Annotated in this window: 22 protein-coding genes; 21 read left to right on the top strand and 1 reads right to left on the bottom strand. The window is 46.1% G+C overall.

The features are described from left to right. The first annotated feature begins 4 nt into the window (after positions 1-4). The 10 genes from kdsA (at position 5) to J7K63_01755 (ending at position 8,987) form a co-directional block, all read left to right on the top strand. The gene (gene kdsA / locus J7K63_01800) at positions 5-823 is read left to right on the top strand and encodes a 3-deoxy-8-phosphooctulonate synthase (GenBank protein ID MCD6233759.1); all 819 of its coding nucleotides are present in this window, start codon (positions 5-7) and stop codon (positions 821-823) included. 7 nt (positions 824-830) lie between these two features. After that, entirely contained in the window at positions 831-1,388 is a 558-nt protein-coding gene (locus tag J7K63_01795) for an HAD hydrolase family protein (protein MCD6233758.1), read from the top strand. Next, entirely contained in the window at positions 1,381-2,352 is a 972-nt protein-coding gene (locus J7K63_01790) for a KpsF/GutQ family sugar-phosphate isomerase (GenBank protein MCD6233757.1), read from the top strand. The genes J7K63_01795 and J7K63_01790 overlap by 8 nt, the downstream gene beginning before the upstream one ends. A gap of 5 nt (positions 2,353-2,357) precedes the next feature. Next, the gene (gene lptC / locus J7K63_01785; protein MCD6233756.1) at positions 2,358-2,921 is read left to right on the top strand and encodes an LPS export ABC transporter periplasmic protein LptC; all 564 of its coding nucleotides are present in this window, start codon (positions 2,358-2,360) and stop codon (positions 2,919-2,921) included. Positions 2,922-2,932: 11 nt separating this feature from the next. Further along, entirely contained in the window at positions 2,933-3,661 is a 729-nt protein-coding gene (gene lptB, locus J7K63_01780) for an LPS export ABC transporter ATP-binding protein (GenBank protein MCD6233755.1), read from the top strand. A 7-nt stretch (positions 3,662-3,668) separates the two neighbouring features. Next, entirely contained in the window at positions 3,669-5,060 is a 1,392-nt protein-coding gene (gene rpoN / locus J7K63_01775) for an RNA polymerase factor sigma-54 (GenBank protein MCD6233754.1), read from the top strand. 53 nt (positions 5,061-5,113) lie between these two features. After that, positions 5,114-5,647 carry an ATP-dependent protease subunit HslV gene (hslV, locus tag J7K63_01770; GenBank protein ID MCD6233753.1) on the top strand — a complete coding sequence of 178 codons (534 nt, stop codon included), beginning with the start codon at positions 5,114-5,116 and terminating at the stop codon, positions 5,645-5,647. A 1-nt stretch (position 5,648) separates the two neighbouring features. Continuing rightward, the gene (gene hslU, locus J7K63_01765; GenBank protein MCD6233752.1) at positions 5,649-6,992 is read left to right on the top strand and encodes an ATP-dependent protease ATPase subunit HslU; all 1,344 of its coding nucleotides are present in this window, start codon (positions 5,649-5,651) and stop codon (positions 6,990-6,992) included. A 143-nt stretch (positions 6,993-7,135) separates the two neighbouring features. Further along, positions 7,136-8,131, top strand: a complete 996-nt coding sequence (argF, locus tag J7K63_01760; protein ID MCD6233751.1) for an ornithine carbamoyltransferase — start codon at positions 7,136-7,138, stop codon at positions 8,129-8,131. 52 nt (positions 8,132-8,183) lie between these two features. Next, positions 8,184-8,987, top strand: coding sequence for a UDP-2,3-diacylglucosamine diphosphatase (locus tag J7K63_01755; GenBank protein MCD6233750.1), 804 nt, complete (start codon positions 8,184-8,186; stop codon positions 8,985-8,987). Here the strand turns inward: J7K63_01755 and J7K63_01750 are convergent. Continuing rightward, positions 8,974-10,443: a bifunctional metallophosphatase/5'-nucleotidase gene (locus J7K63_01750; GenBank protein MCD6233749.1), complete on the bottom strand. Its 1,470-nt coding sequence runs from the start codon at positions 10,441-10,443 to the stop codon at positions 8,974-8,976. The two genes, J7K63_01755 and J7K63_01750, sit on opposite strands and share 14 nt — an antisense overlap. Before the next feature lie 119 nt (positions 10,444-10,562). On the opposite strand from J7K63_01750, the gene J7K63_01745 reads away from it, so the two are divergent. From J7K63_01745 to J7K63_01695, 11 genes are all read left to right on the top strand, one after another. Further along, the gene (locus tag J7K63_01745) at positions 10,563-11,144 is read left to right on the top strand and encodes a TetR/AcrR family transcriptional regulator (GenBank protein ID MCD6233748.1); all 582 of its coding nucleotides are present in this window, start codon (positions 10,563-10,565) and stop codon (positions 11,142-11,144) included. Then, positions 11,128-12,447, top strand: a complete 1,320-nt coding sequence (locus J7K63_01740; GenBank protein MCD6233747.1) for a TolC family protein — start codon at positions 11,128-11,130, stop codon at positions 12,445-12,447. The genes J7K63_01745 and J7K63_01740 overlap by 17 nt, the downstream gene beginning before the upstream one ends. Before the next feature lie 11 nt (positions 12,448-12,458). After that, positions 12,459-13,730 carry an efflux RND transporter periplasmic adaptor subunit gene (locus J7K63_01735; protein ID MCD6233746.1) on the top strand — a complete coding sequence of 424 codons (1,272 nt, stop codon included), beginning with the start codon at positions 12,459-12,461 and terminating at the stop codon, positions 13,728-13,730. 15 nt (positions 13,731-13,745) lie between these two features. Further along, on the top strand, positions 13,746-16,832 hold the full coding sequence (locus J7K63_01730; protein MCD6233745.1) for an efflux RND transporter permease subunit: 3,087 nt from the start codon (positions 13,746-13,748) through the stop codon (positions 16,830-16,832). A gap of 71 nt (positions 16,833-16,903) precedes the next feature. Further along, the gene (locus J7K63_01725) at positions 16,904-17,743 is read left to right on the top strand and encodes a phosphatidate cytidylyltransferase (protein ID MCD6233744.1); all 840 of its coding nucleotides are present in this window, start codon (positions 16,904-16,906) and stop codon (positions 17,741-17,743) included. Between the two features lie 13 nt (positions 17,744-17,756). Then, positions 17,757-19,586, top strand: a complete 1,830-nt coding sequence (locus J7K63_01720; protein ID MCD6233743.1) for a glutamate mutase L — start codon at positions 17,757-17,759, stop codon at positions 19,584-19,586. Between the two features lie 12 nt (positions 19,587-19,598). Further along, positions 19,599-20,726, top strand: a complete 1,128-nt coding sequence (locus tag J7K63_01715) for a hypothetical protein (protein ID MCD6233742.1) — start codon at positions 19,599-19,601, stop codon at positions 20,724-20,726. Positions 20,727-20,835: 109 nt separating this feature from the next. Continuing rightward, positions 20,836-21,252 carry a hypothetical protein gene (locus J7K63_01710; protein ID MCD6233741.1) on the top strand — a complete coding sequence of 139 codons (417 nt, stop codon included), beginning with the start codon at positions 20,836-20,838 and terminating at the stop codon, positions 21,250-21,252. Between the two features lie 4 nt (positions 21,253-21,256). Next, on the top strand, positions 21,257-21,586 hold the full coding sequence (locus tag J7K63_01705) for a hypothetical protein (GenBank protein ID MCD6233740.1): 330 nt from the start codon (positions 21,257-21,259) through the stop codon (positions 21,584-21,586). A gap of 385 nt (positions 21,587-21,971) precedes the next feature. Beyond that, entirely contained in the window at positions 21,972-22,742 is a 771-nt protein-coding gene (locus J7K63_01700) for a hypothetical protein (protein ID MCD6233739.1), read from the top strand. A gap of 11 nt (positions 22,743-22,753) precedes the next feature. Further along, a complete protein-coding gene (locus J7K63_01695; GenBank protein MCD6233738.1) occupies positions 22,754-23,647 on the top strand; it encodes a hypothetical protein in 894 nt (297 codons plus the stop codon).

Genomic DNA, 23,647 nt, shown 5'->3' with positions numbered 1-23,647 from the left:
CATGATGAATCCCTTACATATTCCTCCCTTTCATGCCGGAAAAGGAAAACCCCTCTTTTTTATTTTGGGTCCCTGTGTCATCGAAAGTCGACGCCATACCCTGTACATGGCGGAAATGCTGACGAAGATGGCCAATGAACTGAGCATTCCTTTTGTTTTTAAGGCTTCTTTTGATAAGGCAAACAGGACGTCCATTCATGGATTTCGGGGCCCGGGACTGGAGGAAGGCCTGGCCATTTTACGTGAGGTCCGTGAAACCTTCCACATGCCGGTCCTTACGGATATCCATGACTCCGGCCAGGCAAAAACCGTTGCAGAAATTGTGGATATTTTACAGATCCCGGCATTTTTGTCCCGGCAGACCGACCTGCTGGCGGCTGCAGCAGAAACCGGGAAGGTGGTCAATATTAAAAAGGGACAATTTTTAGCGCCCTGGGACATGAAAGAGGCGATCAACAAGTGTTTCGAGTCTGGGAATCAGCAGGTAATGCTCACCGAAAGGGGAAGCTGTTTCGGTTATAACAATCTGGTAGCCGATATGCGGGCTATTCCTGAAATGCAAAAACTGGATGTCCCGGTTGTCTTTGATGCAACGCACAGCGCCCAGCTTCCCGGGGGGCGGGGGCATGAGACCGGCGGCATGCGGGAATATGTCCCCACCCTGGCGAAATCGGCGGTTGCCGCCGGAGCGGACGGGATTTTTATGGAAATTCATCATGACCCGGAACATGCCCTGAGCGACAGTGCTACCCAGTGGCCTTTGGATAAAACGTTTGAACTGATTTCTGAACTGAAAATCCTGGCATCCATTATACGGAGTTGAAGTGTTTATGACAGATGATTTAAAAAAACGGATTCGAAAAATTAAATTGCTGATTACTGATCTGGATGGTGTACATACCGACGGTTCATTTTATGTTGGGGCCATGGGTGAAATGAAGCGGTTTCACGCAACAGACGGCGCGGCTATCGTGCTGGCCCGGTATGCCGAACTTCCCATAGCCATTATATCGGGGCGGTCATCGGAAGCAACCCGGCAACGGATTAAAGAACTCCGAATATCTCCTGATCTGGTGTATGAGGGGTATATGAATAAAACAATTCCTTATGAAATACTTTTGGAAAAATTTAAAATGTCCGATGAGGATGTGGCGTATGTGGGTGACGATTTTATTGATGAACCGGTTTTAAGGCGAACAGGTGTTTCCTTTTCTGTTGCCAATGCCCGGGAAGAAATCCGGCAGATTGTGGATTATGTGACTACGGCAGAAGGAGGTCACGGAGCCGTCCGGGAAATTATTGAACTTATTTTGAAAACACAGGAACGCTTTGAATCGGCATTGTATAAAATGAGAATGCTTTATACACAGGTTGAAAATCATGAGTAATCCAATCAAAGATGCGGAAAAAGTTATTGATGATGAAATTAATGCCCTGAAAAACCTTATTCCCCGGCTGAACGGTGATTTTTCAAAATCGGTGAATATGATTCTGAGTTGCCAGGGACGGGTTATTGTAACGGGAATTGGAAAATCGGGACACATCGGCCGTAAAATTGCGTCAACACTCTCCAGTACAGGTACTCCTGCCTTCTTTCTCCATCCGGCTGAAGCGCAACACGGTGATTTGGGGATGATTTCTCCCGAGGATATCCTGCTCATTATCTCTAACAGCGGAGAATCGGATGAAATAATCAAGATTATGCCATCCATACGGCGTATGGGGCTCAAAATCGTGGGTTTTATCGGAAATCAGAATTCTACCCTGGCCCAGCGATGTGATTACCTCCTGGATGTCAGTGTGGCAAAAGAAGCCTGCCCCATGAACCTTGCCCCTACTTCCAGCAGTACGGCCACACTGGTTATGGGTGATGCCCTGGCAATTGCCCTGCTGAAACAACGGCAGTTCAACAAACGGGATTTTGCAATCCGCCACCCGGGCGGTATGCTGGGGAAAAAACTCCTCCTCACGGTCCGCGACCTGATGCACCGGAATGAAGAGTTGCCCGTGGTAAGGGTAGATACATCAGTGAAAAACCTTGTTATGGAAATGACAGCAAAAAACCTCGGAATTGTGGGGGTTTTGAATGACAAAGGGGAACTTATCGGTGTGGTGACAGACGGGGATTTAAGACGGGCTGTAGAAAAGTATGAGAATATTTTTAAGTGCAAACCGATAGATATCATGACCCGGAATCCCAAAAAAGTTACACCGGGACGCCTGGCGGTGAGTGCACTTCACCAGATGGAGAAATATAGCATTACCTCCGTCTTTGTAGTCCAGAATAACAGCAGCCTGAAACCTATCGGACTGATTCATATCCATGATATTCTTAAATCCGGGATTGTATAGGCAGGATGAAAAACACATTTTTCAAGAGATTGATATGGCTGATTATTATAAGCACCGCTTTGTTCATTTTGTGTCCGGCCTGTTCCCGACTGGATGAAAAAGAACTTGAAAAAGAATGGACAGCCCCTGACCAGGAAAGCTGGAATGCCGTTTTAACCATGAGTCGGAATGAAAAACTCAGTGCCCGGGTCTATGCCGGCAGGATGAAACAATTTAACGAGACCGGTGAAGTATATATTGGGGACAGTATGCGTGTGGATTTTTACAATGATGAAGGCAGGCATACCTCTTTCCTGAAATCAGACAGCGGGATTATCAATGAAAGAAAGCAAAACCTTATTGCCATTGGCAATGTGGAGTTCCGGTCCGATACGGGATATGTGATGTATTCCCAAACGCTTTTCTGGCTGAATGACAGTAACCTGGTCTACACAGACGGGGATATTGAACTCTTTTCTGAAAAGGATACGCTCTATGGGACGGGTTTCAGAAGTGATGTAAGGCTTGAAAACTGGACGATAGACAAACCCCGGGGCAGCACCCGCCGGGAATATGACGTGGAAGATTAAGCGGATATGCCATGAAAATTCTGAAAGCGAAAAATCTTGTAAAAATATACGGGAAACGAAAAGTGGTGGATCATGTATCCGTCCATGCCGAAAAAGGGGAAATTGTGGGACTCCTGGGTCCAAACGGTGCAGGAAAAACAACGACTTTTTACATGATTACCGGCATGATCCGCCCCGATGCCGGCCGGATTTTTTTGGATGATAGGGAAATAACACAGCTTCCCATGTATAAACGGGCCAGATTGGGAATCGGTTATCTTTCCCAGGAAGCTTCCGTTTTCAGAAAACTTTCCGTAGAAGATAATCTCCGCCTGGTTCTGGAAATGATGGGTTTGCGCAAAGAAGAGATTTTAAAGGAAATTGACCGCTTACTTGATGAATTCCACATTCAGCATATCCGGAAAAACAAAGCTTTTACTCTGAGTGGCGGAGAACGACGTCGAATTGAAATTGCCCGTGCATTGGCCTCTCACCCGGATTTTATTCTCCTGGATGAGCCCTTTGCCGGTATTGATCCCATCGCCGTTGAGGATATCCAGTCCATTATCCTGGATTTGAAAAAAAGAAATATCGGTGTGGTCATTACAGACCATAATGTCCACGAAACCCTGAGTATTACGGACCGGTCTTACCTGTTGTTCGAAGGACAAATCCTGAAGGAAGGCACAGCCCACTTCCTGGCTGAAGATCCCGATGCGAAAAAACTCTATTTGGGCGAAAAATTCAAACTTGACCGATAAAATTCCTATGACCCTCAAATTACACCTGTCTCAGGAACAACTTCTAAAACTTACACCTCAGCAGATTCAACTCTCTGCTCTGTTACAATTGCCCATCCAAAATCTGGAACAGGCCATTGATGAAGAACTGGAAAAAAATCCTGCACTGGAAATTGACGAAAAGGCAACACTCCGAAAACTGGAACGGAAACAGGGGGATGAAAACCGGGAGAGTCATAAAACCTATGATGATCCGGAATATGACTGGGAATCGCTGTTCAGCCGGGCGAACCGGTCGGCCGGACTCTCATACGGAGGACAGGAAGAGTTACCGGACCTTCCACAACCCGATACCCCCGGATTTTTTGAGAAAATTTTACAGCAGATCCGCACCAGCGGTCTTAGTGAAGAAGACATGATGATTGCCGAACAGATTATCTGGAATACAGACTCCGATGGTTATCTGAAAGTGGCGGTTGAAAATATCGCCTACCGTTTGAATGTTGCACCGGAAAAAGTGGAGGGAGTGCTTAAACTCATTCAGCAGATGGATCCGCCGGGTATCGGTTCACGGGATTTACGGGAATGTCTCTTAAGCCAATTAAGAGAAATGGATGTCCCGGACTATGTGGTAAATATTGTAAAAGACCATTTTAACGATTTTGCCAATCACCGTTACGAGCAAATTATCCGTCAACTGGGAATTTCCCGGGAGGATTTGAATAAAGCACGGAAAATTATCGGCCGCCTGAACCCCAAACCGGCGTCAGATGATTCGTCCTTTGCCAATTATGTGGTGGTTCCCGATCTGATTGTGACTGAAGAGGACGGCACCTTTCAGGTCACGGTGAATGACGGATCCATCCCGGAACTTAAAATTTCATCTACTTATCTGGAGCTGGCGTCTCAAAAGAAGAAATTGGATAAGGAAACCCGCGATTATCTGAAAAAAAAGATTGATTCCGCCCGCTGGTTCATTCAGTCTGTGTATCAGCGCCGTGACACCATGATCCGGGTGATGAAAGCCATCATTAAAAGGCAACGGCACTTTTTTGAAGGACGGCCGGATAGTTTGAAACCCATGATTTTAAAAGATATTGCTGAAGAAGTGGGCATGGATATTTCCACTATCTCACGGGTTACCAACGGCAAGTATGTCCAGACACCCGTGGGGTTATATGAGTTAAAATATTTTTTTTCCGAGGGGATGAAAGATGTGGACGGCGACGATGTATCCACGCGCCTGATTAAACAGGCACTGAAAGAAATTGTGGACCGTGAGGATAAACGGCATCCCCTCAATGATGAAAAAATGGTCCGGGCCTTGAAAGAACGGGGATTCAATATCGCCCGGCGAACCGTGGCAAAATATCGTGAACAAATGGGAATTCCCGTTGCCAGATTAAGACGTGAATTATAACATTGGAACAAGGAATCGCACAAAGCATTTATCATTAAAAAGAGGACATAAAAATGAATCAAATACATGGAACAACCATTCTGGGTATTCGGCGAAACGGAAAAGTGGCTATTGCCGGAGACGGTCAGGTGACCATGGGGCAAACGATCATGAAAGCCGGAGCTGTGAAGGTACGCTCCCTTTATCATGATCAGATATTGGCCGGCTTTGCCGGAGCCACAGCCGATGCCTTTACTCTTTTCGAAAAATTTGAGGAAAAACTGCAAAACTATAAAGGGAACATTACCCGTGCATCTGTCGAATTGGCAAAAGAGTGGCGGAGTGATAAATACCTGCGTCGTTTGGAAGCCCTTCTGATTGTTCTGAATAAAGAAGCTGGGTATATTCTCAGTGGTACAGGGGATGTGGTGGATGCCGACGACGGAATATATGCCATCGGCTCCGGCGGTCCGTACGCTCAGGCAGCTGCACGGGCCCTGGTGGCTTACACCGATTTATCCGCCAGGGAGATTGCAGAAATATCCCTGAAAATTGCGGCATCTATTTGTATTTATACCAATGAAAATATTACGGTAATGGAGTTGTAATATGCCTTTGAAACCAAAAGAAATTGTCGAAGCCCTCGATTTATATATTGTAGGACAGCAAAAAGCAAAACGGGCTGTAGCCATTGCGCTTCGGAACCGCTGGCGCCGGCAACAGGTGCCGGATAATCTGAAGGAAGAAATCCTTCCGAATAATATCATCATGATTGGCCCCACCGGTGTAGGGAAGACGGAAATCGCGCGCCGGTTGGCCTATCTGGGCAATGTGCCTTTCCTGAAAGTGGAAGCCACAAAATTTACCGAAGTGGGGTATGTGGGCCGTGATGTGGAATCCATGATCCGTGACCTGGTGGCCATTGCCGTTCACATGGTGGAACAGGAACATGAAGCCCTGGTCTGGGAAATGGCGGAAAAAATTGCCGAAGAACGGATTCTGGATATCCTTTTCCCCGTGGAAAAGAAAGAACTGGAAGATGAAATTGAACAGGAACGGGTTGGGAAAACCCGTGAAAAACTGAAAGAAATGTATAAAAACGGTCAATTTGACGACCGGTATATTGAAGTGGAATTGCAGGATTCTCTGGGTGTTGGCGGTATATCTATTATGGGTCCCATGGGAGGCAGCGGCATAGATGAAGCCTCTGAATTTCTGAACAGTGCCATGAGCAATCTTTTTGGAAAAAAGAAAAAAAAGAAGAAAGTGAAGGTCAGCGAGGCTAAAAAAATTCTCACGGAACAGGAAGCGGATAAATTGGTAGATAAAGCCAAAATCCAGCAGGAAGCCCTGAGCCGCGTTGAAAATGATGGTATTATTTTCCTGGATGAAATTGATAAAATTGCCACCAGTTCCAATTCAGAGCGGAGTGCCGATGTAAGCCGGCAAGGTGTGCAACGGGATTTGCTGCCGATTGTGGAAGGATCCACCGTCAATACCCGATACGGGGTTGTGCGGACAGACCATATCCTTTTCATTGCTGCCGGTGCTTTTCATACCAGTAAACCTTCTGATCTGATTCCTGAGCTGCAGGGGCGTTTTCCCATTCGGGTGGAACTGGACAGCCTGACGACCGAGGATTTCATTAAAATCCTGACTCATCCCCGGAATGCCCTGATTAAACAGTATCAGGCTCTTCTCAAAGCTGAAGGGGTTGAACTGGTTGTGAAAGAGGAAGCCCTGAAAGTCATTGCGGAAAAAGCGACGGAGGTAAACGACCGGACCGAGAATATCGGTGCCCGCCGCCTTCATACCATCCTGACCCGCATTTTGGACGATGTGATGTTTAATGCCCCTGATACACCCAAAAAATTCATTCTCGATGCAAAAACCGTCCACGAGAATATCGATGATATCGTGACGGACGAGGATATGAGCAGATATATATTGTAGGAGTGATGAGTTGGAGTTAAGAGTTTTGAGTTTGATGGAAATGCTTCTTTTTCCAGTCCCAATTTTCCAATCTCTATTCTTAATTCATACAATACTTAAATCTTAAAACTAAAATTCAGAATTCAGCATTTGAAAGGAGCCCTATGTCATTCAATTTGAAAGGTCGACATTTACTGACACTGAAGGATTATTCTCCGGAGGAAATCCGTTTCCTGGTGAAACTGGCGGAAAAGCTGAAAGCGGATAAATACGCCGGAATTTTTGCGGAAAACCTGAAACACAAAAATATTGCCTTGATTTTTGAAAAAACATCCACCCGGACCCGCTGTGCTTTTGTGGTGGCGGCCGTGGATGAAGGTGCCCATCCTGAATTTCTGGGTAAAAATGACATTCAACTGGGGAAAAAAGAGTCTGTGGCAGATACAGCCCGGGTTTTAGGGCGCATGTTTGACGGTATCCAATTCCGGGGCTTTGCCCATTCCACCGTGGAAACGCTGGCGGAATATGCGGGGGTGCCTGTTTGGAACGGACTGACGGACAAATACCATCCCACACAGGTTCTGGCGGATCTTCTGACCGTGCAGGAACAGTTGGGTCGCCTGAAAGGAATCCGCTTTGCCTACGTGGGGGACGGCCGGAATAATATGGCCAACTCACTCATGATTGGTGCTGCAAAGATGGGAATGGATTTCAGAATTGGTGCGCCGGCTTCCCTTTTCCCCGAAAAAACGCTGGTTGATGAGATGCTGGATGTTTCAAAGAAAACCGGCGGAAAAATCCTCCTGACGGAAGATCCTTATGAAGCTGTGGCTCATGCCGATGTCATTTATACCGATGTGTGGGTCTCCATGGGTGAAGAGTCGGAATTTGAAGCCCGGATCAAACTTCTGAAACCCTATCAGGTGAATAAAAAGCTTTTGGAAAGCACCGGTCATGCCGAAACAATCTTTCTTCACTGTCTACCCGCTTTTCACGACCGGAATACCCTTATCGGTGAAGAAATTTACCGGAAGCACGGCCTTGAAGCTATGGAAGTTACCGATGATGTGATACTGTCTTCGGCCAGCCGTGTCTGGGACCAGGCAGAAAACCGGGTCCATACGATAAAAGCGGTTATGGTGGCCACCCTGGGAAAGTAGGTTCATCCTGTCAATTTTCAGAGTCAAAACAAAAATTACACCGAATCATCTGATGAAGGGGAAGAAAGCAGACCTTCCCCTTCCTTTTACCTTTATATCGGATGTTCACTTTACAACCGAACTGACCAACCGGGAACTGGCAAAACGTAAAAAGGTCTTTGCCCTTCTTGAGGATGTGAAAAAAGGCGGGGGAACCCTCTTTATTCTCGGTGATTTTTTTGATTTCTGGTGGGATCAGAATGACTATATCCCAAGTCAGTTGCAGGATGTATACACTAAACTGAAAGCATTGAGGAATGCAGGAATTCCCATCCACCTCATTGGCGGTAATCATGATTTCTGGCTCTATAAATTTCTTTGTCCATCTCTGAATATCACCTTTTATGACGATCACATGGATTTTTTTCATCGGGGAATACGGTTTTATCTCACCCATGGAGATGGTTTATTAAAAGATGACACAGGCTACCGTTGGATGAAGCGTTTGCTTCGTTTCCCTTTAGCCATTTGGGCACTGAATCGTTTCCGTATTGAGGGGATTTATGCCACGGCCCGGAAAATCAGTCACACAAGCCGTGAATACACCTCTAAAAAATGGTCAAATCTCAACGCCATGGCGAATGAAATGCTGGATTACCTGCAGAATAAAAACCGTGAGGGGTATGATATTGCTATGATGGGACATGTCCATTATCCCTCAAGGCGGACAGAAAATGGGAAGGAAGCCATGGTACTGGGAGATTGGATGAAGCATGCCAGCTATGCTGTTTGGGACGGGGAAGCTCTTCACCATCTGGAGTGGCAAGGTGAAAAACCCCGCCCGTTAATCTATGAACCGGTGCCTACTGAATCCTGATACGCCCTTCAACTTTTGAATTGATGATTTTTTGGTCTCTGACTGCTTTCAAAAACAAATCCCGGTCTAAAATCTCCAGATTTTTAATGTCCCTGTCTGAAAGTCCCAAATATTTTTCAAGCTGTTCACCTACATAATTATTTGTGGCGACGGTATACTTTTTCCAGGGAATAACCCATTTCCCGTCTATCCGGACTTTCCTTGCTATTTCTTTTGTTGTATCCGCAACGAAGGTGACTCCGGAAAACTGGAGGGAAATGCCACGTTTTACCTGAAAATCCAACATTTTTTGGACTTCTTTGCCGGTGACAGTGAAAGTAATAATTTTATTGCTGAAGGGTGAGATTTCCCAGATATCCCGGACACGAATGGGACCTGCCGGCAGATCTTTTCGAATGCCGCCGTTGTTCTGTATCCCGATATCAGCCCCGGTGTAAGCCCGCATGGCATCAGTCAACCAGTTGCCCAGATTGGATTCCACACCTTTACGGGACCAGTCCGTTTTCAATTCTCCAATGACTTCATCCAGTGCTTTTCCTGCTTGTGCTTCATAGTATTCCACAATCCTGGCGACTTCCGGTGAGGGTTTTAATTTGTCAGGACGGACTTCAAGAATCTTAAAATCAAAATCCTGAATAGTTTTTCCATCTGTTTTCAGATGGATTTCCCCCACATAACGACCACTGCTGGATGCCTGTACAATATATGTGTTACCCTCGATCCGGGGTTTGCTCATATAAGTGTGGGAGTGCCCCCCGATAATCAGGTCGATATCCGGAATCTCCTGTGCCAGTTTGATATCTTCACCAATTCCCTGGTGGGTGACGGCCACAATGAATTCAACCCCCTCATTTTTCAGGGAATCAATCAGATACCGGGCCGTTTCTGCCGGATCTTCCACATAAATTCCTTCCAGGTTTGTGGGCAGACACAGGGTGTATAAATCATCTGTGGTCAGACCAATCAATGCGGCTTTGAAGGGAAATTTATCCGGAATCATCAGGGACTTAAACAGTCTCGGCCCTTTTTTGTCCCGTCGTACATTGGCTGCGTACATGTCAAATTTCGCAGAATCCTGCAAGGCCAGCAACCGGGTTAAACCGTAGTCAAATTCATGGTTTCCCACTGTGAAAAAATCCGGTTTGATTTCATTCAGGATGGAAATCTGAGACAATCCCCGGGTGATGCTGCTGATGGGCGTCCCCTGAAAATCATCACCGGCATGGACGGCCAAAGCTTTTGGATAGACCTCTCTCAGGGAATCTACAAGTCCCGCCAGATAGGCGTACCCGCCTGCCATGTGCCCATCCGGATTGTAATTGCCGGGTTTCCACGGCATATTCCGGCTGTGAAAATCATTCCAGTGTATAAATGTTGCCTGGTATTCTTCCGCGAAAGAAAAGGCTGTAAGAGCCGTGAGTAACAGGACTGTAATCGCACAAAAACGTAATTTCATAAAACCTCCTTAAATGTATAACTGAATTTAAAACGTGATTTTCATCAAAGTGGCACAAAAAATTCCTTGGGACTCATGGAAAAAACCTCTAACTTACCGGTCGGTAAGTAGGGAGGCTTATGCGGGAGAAAATAAAGGAAACAGCAGCACACCTCTATGCATTAAAAGGCTATAATGCCACATCCATGCGGGAAATTGCCAAAGAGGTGGGAGTAACGAAAGCTGCATTATACTATCATTACGAAAGTAAAGAAGAACTGTTTTTTGATATTATAAAGGATTCTTTTGCCGATTTGACCCGGATCAGTCAGCAGCTTTCAGAAAGTGATCAGCCGGTTTGGGATGTTTTGTCTGAATGGGTTGAAAAGATGATCTATTTTTCTGAGTTTAAAAAAGATCACTGGATGATTATCAACAAATTTTCCAGCGGCGCCATCAAGGACAGGATTTTTATGGAGTTCAACCGTTTTTGGAAAATAAACTTTGATTGCCTTTCAAAAATCCTGGAAAAAGGAGTAAAGGAGGGGGGGATTCGGAATGATATCGACATCCCAATGCTGACCGGAGCTGTTTTTGGGATTTTACACGGCCAATTTTCCGTGATTTACCGTGAAAACATAAAAATTGAGGACAATCAAATGAAATCAATGGTTCTCGGGATACTTGAAGGAGGTATAGCGTCACATGAAACAAAGAAATAGAGGATTATTCAGTTTATTGATCATATTTTGTGTATCCGTTCTTCCTGTTCAGGGGGAAGAACTGACCCTTGAAAAGGCAGAACAGATTGCCCTGGAAAAAAATATCCGGTTGAAAATGGCGGAAGCATCTCTGAAAAAGGCGGAAGCCGGATTTCGTGAGGCTGTTGGAGGTTTATTGCCTCAATTCAGTGTTTATGGACAGTATACAAAAAACTTTGAACTTCCTGTTGTCGTAATTGATATTCCCGGTGCCGGTCCTCAGCCTATTACAATGGGATCCACCTATAATTCTACCGGTGGCATTTCCGTTTCCCAAACTCTCTTCACAAGCGGTGCTCTGTTTTCATCCGTTCGGTTAGCGAAAACAGGAGAGGAGATGGCGGAAATTCAGAAAGAACAAGAGAAAAACAATGTTATTCTCACGGTTCGCACCCTGTATCAACAAATTCTCCTGATGGAATCCCTGATTCGGGCCACGGAAGAAGCAGAACGCTCTGCTTTGGCCAACCTTGAAATGGTCAGGAAGATGAAAGCTGCCGGAAAAGCTAACCAGTTTGAGGTCCTGCAGGCTGAAGTAAAGTACAGGGAAATCAGTCCCCGCCTGCTTTCATTGAAAAACCGGAAAAAGAACCTGATGACAAATCTGATAACATTTTTAAATCTTGAAACGGATGAAGAAATAGAATTAAGCGGTGAATTGACGCTGATGGACAATCCGTTTCGGGAATCAGCCCTTGAAGAAATCAAACAGGAAGCCCTGGCCAACCGTTATGAATTGGTATTGCTGAAATATCAGGAAAAGATGCTCAAATCCCGGCGGTTGCTGGCAGCCAGCGGAGCCCTTCCGAAAGTATCCCTCAGCGCCGATGTGCGTCATCAGGCCCAGGCAGATTCGCAAGACGACATGGAGTATTATCGCAGTAAAAATGTTTCTGTAAGTGTGTCAATACCACTCCTGAGCGGTGGTAAACATTTGGCATCTGTACAACAGGCAAATATAGAATTGAAGAAGCATGAACTCCAGGTGGAACAGACGATTGATTTCATTCTTTCAGACGTGGAAAAGGCATATTTTAAAGTCTTTGAATCCCGTGAAAAGGTAGAATCCAATGCAACACTTGTGGAACAGGCTGATGAAGCCCTGAGAATGGTGAAAATCATGTATGAAAACGGCGGAGCCACCCAGGTGGAAGTCCTGAATGCCGAAAGCGGGGCACTGGGAGCCCGAAGTTCCTATTTGAGCGCTGTGTTTGAATACAATACAGCGATTCTTCAATTGAAACAGGCAGTAAATAAATTATAAGGTATAAGCTCATGAAAAAACGTTGGATCATTGCACTTATTGTATTGATGATTATCATAGCAGTTGTGATAGTTTTCCGTAAATCACAGCAAACGGCAGAAGATTACAGGGAACTTGCCGCAGATATCCGGAATATTGTCTCTCAATTTGACAACAAGGAAGATAATCAGTCGGCCCGGCGCATGATCGCAGAAATGCAGTTGGTCATCGATCGTTCCAATGCCATGAATAAACGGAGTGACGACCTGGTCATTGTTCCTGTCGAGGTTGAAACTGTTGGGTATGGATGTATTCAAAACAAACTGACATATTTGGGGGATATCCAGGCGGAAACTTCTGCCCGGATTTTTGCAAAAATTCCGGACCGTATCGTAGATTTTCCTGTCAATAACGGGGATTATATTCGCAAGGGAACAGTTATTGCCCGCGTGGAAGATTCTAAGTTAAAACAATCGGTTTATCAGGCAGAAGCAGCCCTGGCCAGTGCAAAATCACAGCTTGAAAATTTGAAACTGGAGTATGCCCGAATCGAACAACTCTACAAGGAAGAGGCTGTGAGTGAAAGTCAGTATGAGCAGCTGAAAACCCAGTTGGAGGTGGCCAAAAACGGGGTGGCTCAGGCTGAAGCCGGTTATAAGATGGCCAGAGAGCAGCTGGAGGATGCAGTTATTAAAGCTCCCATAGACGGATACGTTTCTGGCAAGATGCTCAATGTGGGTGATATGGCGGCAGGACAGATGCCGATTGTAACCATAACTCAAAAAGATCCTTTGAAAATTACGGTTGATGTGATTGAAAAAGACATTCGGCTGGTGAGAAAGGGACAAAAAGTCAATGTTTATGTGGATGTCTTTCCGGGCCGGGTTTTCGAGGGACGGGTTGTACGGATTTCACCGGTTGTAAATGCGGCAACCCGGACCAGCCAGGTGGAAATCCTGTTGAATAACCCCGATAATTCCCTGACCCCCGGGATGTTTGCACGGCTTGAAATTATTGTTCAGTCAAAAGATAACGTTCTGCTGGTAAACCGGAATAATGTGGATGTCAGAACTTCCCGCCACCTTAACGGTGGTTCCATCCGGGATACGGAAATTGAACAGATTTTTTCCGTATTTGTTGTTGAAGACAGCCTCGCTTTGGAAAAAGAAATTGAAATCGGCATACGTTCCGGTTTATTTCTGGAGGTTGTTTCCGGACTGGAAGAAGGAGACCGGGTTGTATCAGTAGGCCGGGCAAATCTTCGGGATTCCACCATGGTCAATATTGTGAAGGTGAATTCGTAAGGATAGGACAAATATATGAATATATCTGAAGTCAGTATTCGCAGAGGCATTACTTTTTTTATGATCTATATCCTGATTGTAGGTGCAGGGTTGTTCGGATTGTCTCAACTGAAAATCGATTTGTATCCCGATATGGACCTCCCCTTTGTAGCCATTTTTACAACCTATGAAGGGGTTGGGCCTGAGGATATCGAAAATGTTCTTACCCGTCCCCTTGAAGAGGCTGTGATTTCTGTGGAAGGGGTGAAACATGTGAGTTCGACTTCCCGGACCGGGATCTCCGTGATTTTTGTGGAATTTTCCTGGGGGACGGACATCAATGTAGGGGAAAATGATATCCGGAAAAGCATTGATATGGTCAGGGATTATTTGCCAACAGATGCCAGTGAACCCATTACCTTTGCATTCAATCCGTCCATGCAGCCGATTCTGATTTTTAATGTAACATCTGACAAACTGGGAGAAGTTGAATTAAAGCAGGTGCTGACCGAACAAGCCCAGCCCAGGTTGGAACGGCTGGAAGGGGTGGCATCGGTTAACATTGCCGGTGGGACTGAGCGGGAGATTCAGATCCTGATTGATCCGTACCGTCTGGCTGCAAATAGACTGAGTATGGATCAGATTAAATCAGCCGTGAGTATGGCAAACCTGGATATTCCCGGCGGACTCCTTGAAGAGGGGCGGAAGGAGTTTTCAGTCATTACGGAAACCCGGTTCAGCAATGTGGAGGATATTCGGAATGTAACAGTCGGCTATTCACCGACGGGTAAACCGGTCTATCTGAAAAATGTGGCCGAAGTTGTGGACGGCTACAAGGAAGTAACACAAGTCATTCGCAATAACCGTGAAAACAGTATTGTGATTGTGGCGTCCAAGCAGTCTGATGCCAATACTGTCAATACATGTAATAATATCATTAATTATTTGCCGATCCTGGAAGAACAAATCGGAAATAATGTATCGTTCAATATCATTTTTAATCAGGCAGAGTTTATTGAAAAATCGGTTCAGAACCTCTCCTCAACAGCCGTTCTTGCTTTTATCCTGTCTGCTCTGGTTCTTTTCTTCTTCCTCAGGCATATTGTCAGTTCCCTCATTGTAGCTGTCTCAATTCCTATCTCAATCCTCCTTACCTTTTTCATCATGAGTCAGCTCGGGATTACTCTGAACATTATTTCCATGGCGGGACTGGCACTGGCAATCGGCCTTTTGGTGGATAACTCCATTGTGGTCCTTGAAAATATTTTCAGACGAAACCATGAGCTGAATGAACCTATTAAAAAAGCCGCAGAAATTGGTTCAAAAGAGATTTCCATGGCCATTACGGCTTCAACTCTCACAACGATTTCTGTCTTTGTACCGATTCTTTTTCTGCCGGGAATATCTGGCGTGCTTTTTAAAGACATGGCCCTGACCATTGTTGTCTCCCTGTTGACCTCTCTCTTTGTCGCTTTGACACTGATTCCCCTTTTATCTTCGCGATTCCTCTCTCTCAAACAGCAGGAACACCATTTCAAACTGACCCGCTGGTTTGATACCTTCATCCAAAGATTCCTCGAAAAGCTTTCGGATCTCTATCAGAAATCCCTGAAATGGGTTTTAGCCCATAAAAAACTCTTTGTGCTTAGTGTAATCGGTATTGCCGTGATTTCGATGATTTTAGCCGGCAATATCGGTGGTGAATTTATCCCCAGGACCGATGAGGATATGATTTCTTTCAATGTGACGGCTGAAGTGGGGATTTCGCTGCCGGAAATGAACCGGATCATGGCTGAAGTAGAAGAGATCATTACTGAAGAAGTCCCGGAGATGACCAATCTGTATGTAAATTTCGGGACAGGCGAAGGTTTTACCGCTCTCTTTGGTGGTTCCAATAATAACGCGTCTGTGTTTATCTCTCTCCTGCCTAAGCATGAAAGGGAGCGCAGCCAGTTTGACATCGAGGATGATCTCCGTGAAAGGCTTTCAAAGGTTCCCGGTATTGAACTTGCCTTTCAAAGGGGTGGCCACATAACCGGGGCTGAAGGCGACTTAAGTGTCAAGATTTTTGGCCAGGATATGGATGAAATAAAACAATTGTCTGTCGATATTCGGAAAATTATGGAAGATATGCCCGGCCTTGTGGATATTAATTATTCATATACCAAACCGAAGCCGGAATACCGGATTTTTATAGACCGCGAACGGGTTAGTGCCTTGGGATTATCGGTTCCCCAGATAGCCAATACCATCAATACGGCCATCAAAGGGTCGATTGTCTCCCTGTACAGGGAAAGGGGAGAAGAGTATAACGTGACCGTTCGTTTTGACAGGAAATACCGTTTGAATAAGGAGGATATCCTGCAGATTCTCGTCCCGACTGCGACCGGTAAACAGGTTCCCCTCTCAAACCTGGTGAAAGTGGGTGTGCATGACGGTCCCACGGAGATCAATCGTGAGGATCAAAGCCGTTTTGTTTCCGTGAATGCCAGTACCAGCGGCCGGGACCTTCAAAGTATTCGCCTCGATCTGGAAAGGCAACTGAAAACAGTCCCATTCCCTCCGGATGTAAGGTATGAAATAGGCGGGACTGCAGAAGAGCAGCAGGAATCTTTTTTCTATCTGTTTATTGCTATTCTTGTTTCAATTGCCCTTGTGTACATGGTGATGGCTTCCCAGTTTGAATCGCTCCTCGATCCTTTCATTATTTTGTTTACCGTTCCCCTGGCTTTTATAGGGGTAATCTGGGCTCTGCTGATCACCGGGACCGACATCGGAGTCACGGTGTTGATCGGAGGGATGCTCCTGGTGGGTATTGTGGTGAATAATGGGATTGTGCTTATCGATTATATCAATCAGATTTTGAACAGAACAGACATGAAACTCAATGATGCTATTATTGTCGGTGCCAAAACCAGGCTCCGTCCTATTTTGATGACGGCTATGACAACCATTCTCTCCATGATGCCCCTGGCCCTGGAACTGGGTTCAGGTGCCGAAATCTGGACACCCATGGCCAGAGCCGTTATCGGCGGTTTATTCGTCTCCACTCTCCTGACACTCTTTTTTGTGCCGGTCCTTTTCTCATTTTTCCAGAAACACAAATTCGCCGACCGGATGTAGGTGGGATGTCTCAACCGTTAAACGTTTTAAGTTTGCGAATTCGCAATGAAACATTTAATTTCGCAAGCTATATGATGAGACATAAATCGAATACATCCCTGTTCAACCGTGTACTGATATCCGTGATTGGTATTCCGGTTATTTTGGCCCTGATTGCTGCAGGGGGTGTATGGTTTGTATCCTTTATTGCCATCGCCGTCCTTTTGTGCTCATACGAATTCCTGACACTGTTGAAAATCCCTGGAAGAACGGGGATTTTCTTTTTATCCCTCTTCAATGCCGGACTGGTTTATCTGGCATATTACGGGGGAATGATGTGGGTTTATCCGGCTCTTTTGGGGGCATGGTCTGTAACTGTTTTGCTGATGATGTTCCGAAGACCTTTGTCGGAATTTAACACGGTATTGTATGCCGGTGCGTCCATGATTTACCCGACCCTTGCCCTGACAAGTCTGGCCCTGATACGGGGGATATCCCTGCAAACAGGGTGGGATTCCTTTGAAGGGGCAAGAATTCTCTATATTATGCTGGCAATGATCTGGATTTGTGATACCCTGGCCTATTTTCTGGGCTCCGCTTACGGTACGGTGAAATTGAGCCCCACCATTAGCCCGAACAAGACCTGGGAAGGAGCGATTGCCGGTTTTATTGGGAGCCTGGTTGTCGGTCTCGTGGCAGCCCGCTATGGTTGGATCAAGAGCTTTACCTGGTGGGATTATCTGGTGCTGTTATTAATAGCCGGGATTTTTGGTCAATTGGGTGATCTGGTGGAATCTGCTCTGAAGCGTCATATCGGCGTAAAAGACACCTCCCGGTTGTTATTGGATCACGGGGGAGCCCTGGACCGTTTGGATAGTCTGGCTTTTACAGGTCCGATTGTCTATTTTTATTTGTTAATCCGTTTTGTTTAAATAAGGTGGAAGCATGGAAGAACTGACTGTGAAACCTGAAAATATTCAATCAATCCTTGCAACAGATTGCGGAAGTACTACAACAAAAGCAATTCTGATTGAAAAACGGGGAGATGAATACCGACTTGTGACGCGGGGTGAAGCTCCGACAACTGTGGAAGCACCTTTTGAGGATGTAACAAAAGGTGTGTTGAACGCTGTAAAGGAAGTGGAAGAGCTTCGGGGACGGACTATCCTGGATGACGACAAGATTATAAGTCCGCAAAAGGGGGATACAGGTGTGGATATCTACATCTCCACCAGTTCTGCCGGCGGAGGTCTCCAGATGCTGGTGGCCGGTGTGGTAAAGGCTATGAGTGCTGAATCGGCAGAGCGTGCTGCCCTGGGAGCTGGAGCCATTGTCATGGATGTTTTGGCCTCCAATGACAGCCGGATGCCCCATGAAAAAATATCCCGTATCCGACATCTGCGTCCGGACATGATCCTTCTCTCCGGAGGAGTAGATGGAGGTACCATCAGTCATGTGGTGGAAATGGCCGAATTATTGCGTGCATCCAACCCCAAACCCCGGCTCGGTATAAATTATCGTCTTCCCGTGATTTACGCGGGGAATAAAAAGGCAGCACCGGAAATTGAAAAGAATTTAAGTGAGGTGACGGATCTGAGTGTCGTACCTAATCTGAGACCGGTTTTGGAACGGGAAAATCTGGGGCCGGCACGGGATAAAATTCATGACCTGTTTATGGAGCATGTGATGGCTCAGGCTCCGGGATATAAGAAGCTCATGGATATGACCAATGCACCCATCATGCCCACACCGGGAGCTGTGGGATCCATTATTCAGGTCATTGCCCGGAATGAGGACATTTCTGTTGTAGGTGTGGATATCGGCGGAGCAACGACAGATGTTTTCTCCGTTTTCAAAGACCCGGATTCCGGCAAACCGGTTTTCAACCGGACGGTCAGTGCCAATCTGGGGATGAGTTATTCCATTTCCAATGTGCTTGCCGAAGCTAAGCTTGAGAATATTCTGCGCTGGGTTCCCTTTGATATCAACGAAACAGATTTACGGAACCGGATTGGCAATAAAATGATCCGACCGACCACTATCCCCCAGAGTCTGGAAGAATTGAAAATTGAGCAGGCAATTGCCCGGGAAGCCCTAAGGCTTTCTTTTGTGCAGCATAAATCCTTTGCCGTGGGACTGAAGGGGGTCCAGAAAGAAAGGACGATTTCAGATACCTTTGACCAGTCCTCCACGGGGGAAACACTGGTGAATATGATGGATCTGGATCTGCTGGTCGGCAGCGGCGGTGTTTTATCCCATGCACCCCGGCGCCATCAATCCGCCCGGATGATGATCGATGCTTTTCTCCCCGAAGGGATCACACAGTTGGCCGTGGACAGTATTTTTATGATGCCTCAATTGGGTGTTTTGGCCAGTGTTCATGAAAAAGCGGCGACAGAAGTCTTTAATAAAGATTGTCTCCTGCGCCTGGGGACCTGCATTGCTCCCGTCGGTTCGGTAAAACCGGGTAAGGATTTTGTGACGGTAAAACTGGAACTCCCGGAAGGGAAAGTTTTCAATCAGGCAATTCCCTTTGGTGATATGATTTTGATTGAAGCACCGTACACGCCCGTTAAAGCTGAAATTATTCCGGTCCGGGGCGTGGATGTGGGCGATGGTCCGGGAAATGCCATTCGAACTACAGTTTATGGCGGATTGGTGGGTATCATCATTGATGCCCGGGGCAGGAATCCCTTCATGCTTCCTGCCAATCTCGCAGAAAGGGTTAAAAAACTCCAGGTCTGGAGTCAGGCAGTGAAAGAATTTGAAAGCTAAGCGGAGATAGTTATGGCTCATGCATATACACCGGGACTGAAAGTCCTTGCGAAAACAAAGCTTACCAAAACCCGACGCCTTCCTCTGAAAGGGAATGTGAAAGTTAAAAAAGGGGATTTGGTGAAAGCTGAGGATGTCGTGGCGCATACCGATCTGCCGGGAAATGTCTTTCCCGTCAATGTGGCCAATTTTCTGAATGTGGATCCCTCTGAGTTGAATGATTTTATGATAAAAAAAGAGGGGGATGTTATTCAGAAAGGAGATATTCTGGCAGAAACCAAAGGCATTTTCGGCCTTTTTAAAAGTTCTGTGAAGTCCCCTGTGGCCGGAACACTGGATTCCTTTTCCACAGTCACGGGACAGGCGATTATCCGGGAAGATCCGATTCCGGTCAATATCAATGCCTATATTAACGGGGTTATTGATGAAGTGATTCCGGAAGAAGGGGTTGTCATCCGGACTACAGCCGCTTTTGTTCAGGGAATTTTCGGTATCGGCGGAGAGCGCCGGGGTGCCATAAAAATCCTTACCGAAAATCCCGGGGGTACCCTGACTGCTGATTTGATTGATGATTCCTGTAAGGGGAAAGTCCTGGTTGCCGGAGCCTTTATGACACTGGATGCCTTCAAAAAAGCAGAAAAATTGGGTGTGGAAGGTATCATTGTGGGAGGTTTCAATTATAAAGACATTAAAGATATTGTAGGCTATGATATCGGAGTTGCCATTACGGGTGAAGAGCCGGTTCAGACTACCCTGATTGTAACCGAAGGATTTGGTAAAATCCGTATGGCCGAACAAACATTCAAGTTGTTGAAAGACCATGAAGGGGATATTGCGTCTATCAACGGGGCAACCCAGATTCGTGCCGGTGTGATTCGTCCGGAAGTCATTATCTGCCTCGACGAAAAAGCTGATGATAAAGTCAAAGCGGATGATGTAAAAGGCATGGATGTTGGTACGGTTGTCCGGGTAATTCGGGCCCCCTATTTTGGTCTGCTGGGTGAAGTAACAGAATTGCCTCATGCCCTGCAAAAACTGGAATCAGGCTCCATGGCCCGGGTTGCTAAAGTAAAGATCTATGAGCAAAATAAAGAAGTTATGCTCCCCCGCGCCAATCTTGAGATTTATGAGACAAAATAATACAATCCTGTGAATGCAAATTCCGGAACCCCATCGGAGTTTATCCTTTTTTTCAGGATTTATATTTCCTATAATAATCCGGTAAATATTTCCGGATAAACGATAAGCAATGAATGATGACACCATTATGACCTGGAAGATTCACATGGTGAAGCAGAATCCCGGCAAAGGCATTGCCGTTCTGATTTTCATACTTACGGTCTCCTTTTTTGCAGGAATTGCCGGTGGAAACCTTATCTTCCTCTTTTTGTCGCTTGTTGTACTGGGAGGTTATGTTTTACCCTATTTCGTTCCCGTGTATTATACATTGACGGAAAAGGGCATCAGAATCCGCACAGGGTGGATGACGAAAGAGCGGGACTGGAAAGAATTCCGCCGCTGGGAACGGAGTGGAAATGCGCTTAAATTATACACCATGAAAAAGCCTTCCCGCCTTGATAATTACCGGGCCTGGCTTCTCAGAACCGGTCAGAAAGGGGATGAGGTTGAAGCTATCGTGGCACGGAAAATAGGAACCGGTGAATAGACGAATGACTGAGGAAAAAGACAAAAAACAGGTCATGGCAGATAAAATTGCCCAGGCCATCGTCCGCCGGAGAATGTCCGTGCCGGCTGTCTTTTTTATACAGACCTTTAAACCCATGAATTTTATCGGCTCTCAGGCAGTGGTTTTCTTCGGTCCGGTTTTGGAATCCTTTTTTCCCAGTTCAGACATCTATGGATTGGCAGAATTCATGGAAGAAAGGGAAAATGTGGAACGGCTCATGGAACGCATTGAAGCACTGGAAAGCGAAAAAGAACCTGAACCTGAAAAAAAAGAACGGAAAAGGCGCTTTTTTAAGAAAACAAAGAATAAATAATATATTAACTGTCGGCAGACGACATGTGAAGAGTGGAGGATCTATGAAACGAAATGGATTTTTCCTGATCCTGGGCATGATGATTGGAACAGTGGCCCCCCTCCTGGGAGCTCTGGATCCTGTTGCCGTTCCTAAGGAAGGGGACCCGGAAGGCCGGGTTGTTGTACTCAACGCCAATCCGGTGGACCAGGCTTTCAGATATGATATTTTTCAAAAATCCGAAGAGGAACAGGACTGGAATTTCATTATCAGCTATGCACATCTGGACAAAGATATGCATTTTGACATTGATAATGGTGTTCCAACCCGTTTTAAGGTGGCAGCTATCGATAAGGATCTGAACGTTTTGGAAGAAGCTGTTACGGAACCTGTGATCACCGAAGCAATGTGGTTCAATACGAAACGCATCGTTCGTTTTATCACGATGATCCTCTTTTCCGGGATCATTTTATATTATATCCGGAAAGCCCGCCAGATGAAAGAGATTTACCTGCGTCCCATCGCTGGTTTAAAAGCTTTTGAGGAAGCCGTCGGCCGGGCAACGGAAATGGGCAAATCGGTTCTCTATGTTCCGGGAATTATGGATCTTGACCAGGTTGAAACCATTTCCGGTGTGATCATTTTGGGACATGTTGCCAAGATGACCGCCCGGTATGAAGCCAGCCTGAACGTTCCCGTATCACGTTCCCTGGTGATGGAAGCCTCCCGGGAGATTGTGCATGAATCCTATTTGAGTGAAGGACGCCCCGATTTATTTAACCCCGATATGGTCCATTACTACACCGATGATCAATTTGCCTTTGCCGCCGCTGTGGATGGGATTATGCTCCGGGAAAAACCTGCTGCCGTTTTCCTCCAGGGAAAGTTTTATGCCGAATCCCTGATTCTTGCTGAAACCGGGAACTCCATCGGTGCCATTCAGATTGCCGGGACCGGCTCGCCGTCCCAGATCCCGTTTTTTGTAACAGCCTGTGATTATACCTTGATCGGCGAAGAGTTCTTTGCTGCCAGTGCCTACCTGGGAAAGGACCCTAAATTACTGGGTTCCATCAAAGGTCAGGATATCATCAAAGGGGCAATCATGATAACCATTCTCCTGGGGGTGATTTTTGAGTCCCTGGGATTTACATTTTTTAAAGATATTTTCAATCTCTAAAGGAGTAAACGATGTTTCTAAAACGACAAGTTCCATTGGCTATTGTGTTTATTGTCGGCGTGATCATGCTGCTTTCATGGTTTATTCCTCATGAACCCTTTGCCAACCTGGAGATTCATGCAACCCAGTGGTTCGATATCATTGCAAGTTTTGCCATGATCCTGGGGGCTCTGAATCTGTTAAAATTACAGGGAAGAAAAGTGATCCGCCGGCAAAAAGGCTGGTTCTACAGTCTTGCCGCCGTCCTTGGTTTTTTTCTCACCCTCACCTTCGGTTTTTTCTTTAAAGGTGGATATTACCTCGAGGTAAAGGATGTAGGTCCCAATGCTCCATACTTCAATCAAAGAGTCAGTGAAGTCACCCATACAGAAATCGATGCCGTGGAGAGAGCCTTTTCAAAAATCGGGAAGGGAAAACCAATTAACTGCAATTTTTACACACATGGTGGTGCTTTGAAGCTGTACAACGAACTTTCCAGCAAAGGGGCGGTTGTGGAAATCAAACAATTACCCTGGGGAAGTCACCTTCAGGAAAGGGGAACATTCTATAGCTGGATTTTCTATTCCATCTTTACACCCCTTACATCCACCATGTTTGCCCTTCTGGCCTTTTTTGTGGCTTCTGCCTCATACAGGGCATTCAAGATCAGAAACCTGGAAGCCACCATTCTCCTCGCCGCAGGTATCATTATCATGATCGGCCGGGTTCCCCTGGGGGCCTATCTTACCGGATGGCTGCCATCCTGGCTCCAGTGGCTGCATCTGCCAAGACTCCAGGAGTGGATTTATCAGTATCCCAACGCTGCCGGTGCCAGGGCGATTATGATCGGTATCGGGCTCGGTATTGTGGGTACATCCCTCCGGGTGATTCTGGGAATCGAAAAATCATTTATGGGGGAGAAGTAA

This window comes from Candidatus Neomarinimicrobiota bacterium, assembly GCA_021157965.1.
Lineage (GTDB): Bacteria > Fidelibacterota > Fidelibacteria > Fidelibacterales > Fidelibacteraceae > Fidelibacter.
Note: the sequence above shows the minus strand (reverse complement) of the source record. Positions and strands in the feature narration are given on the sequence as shown.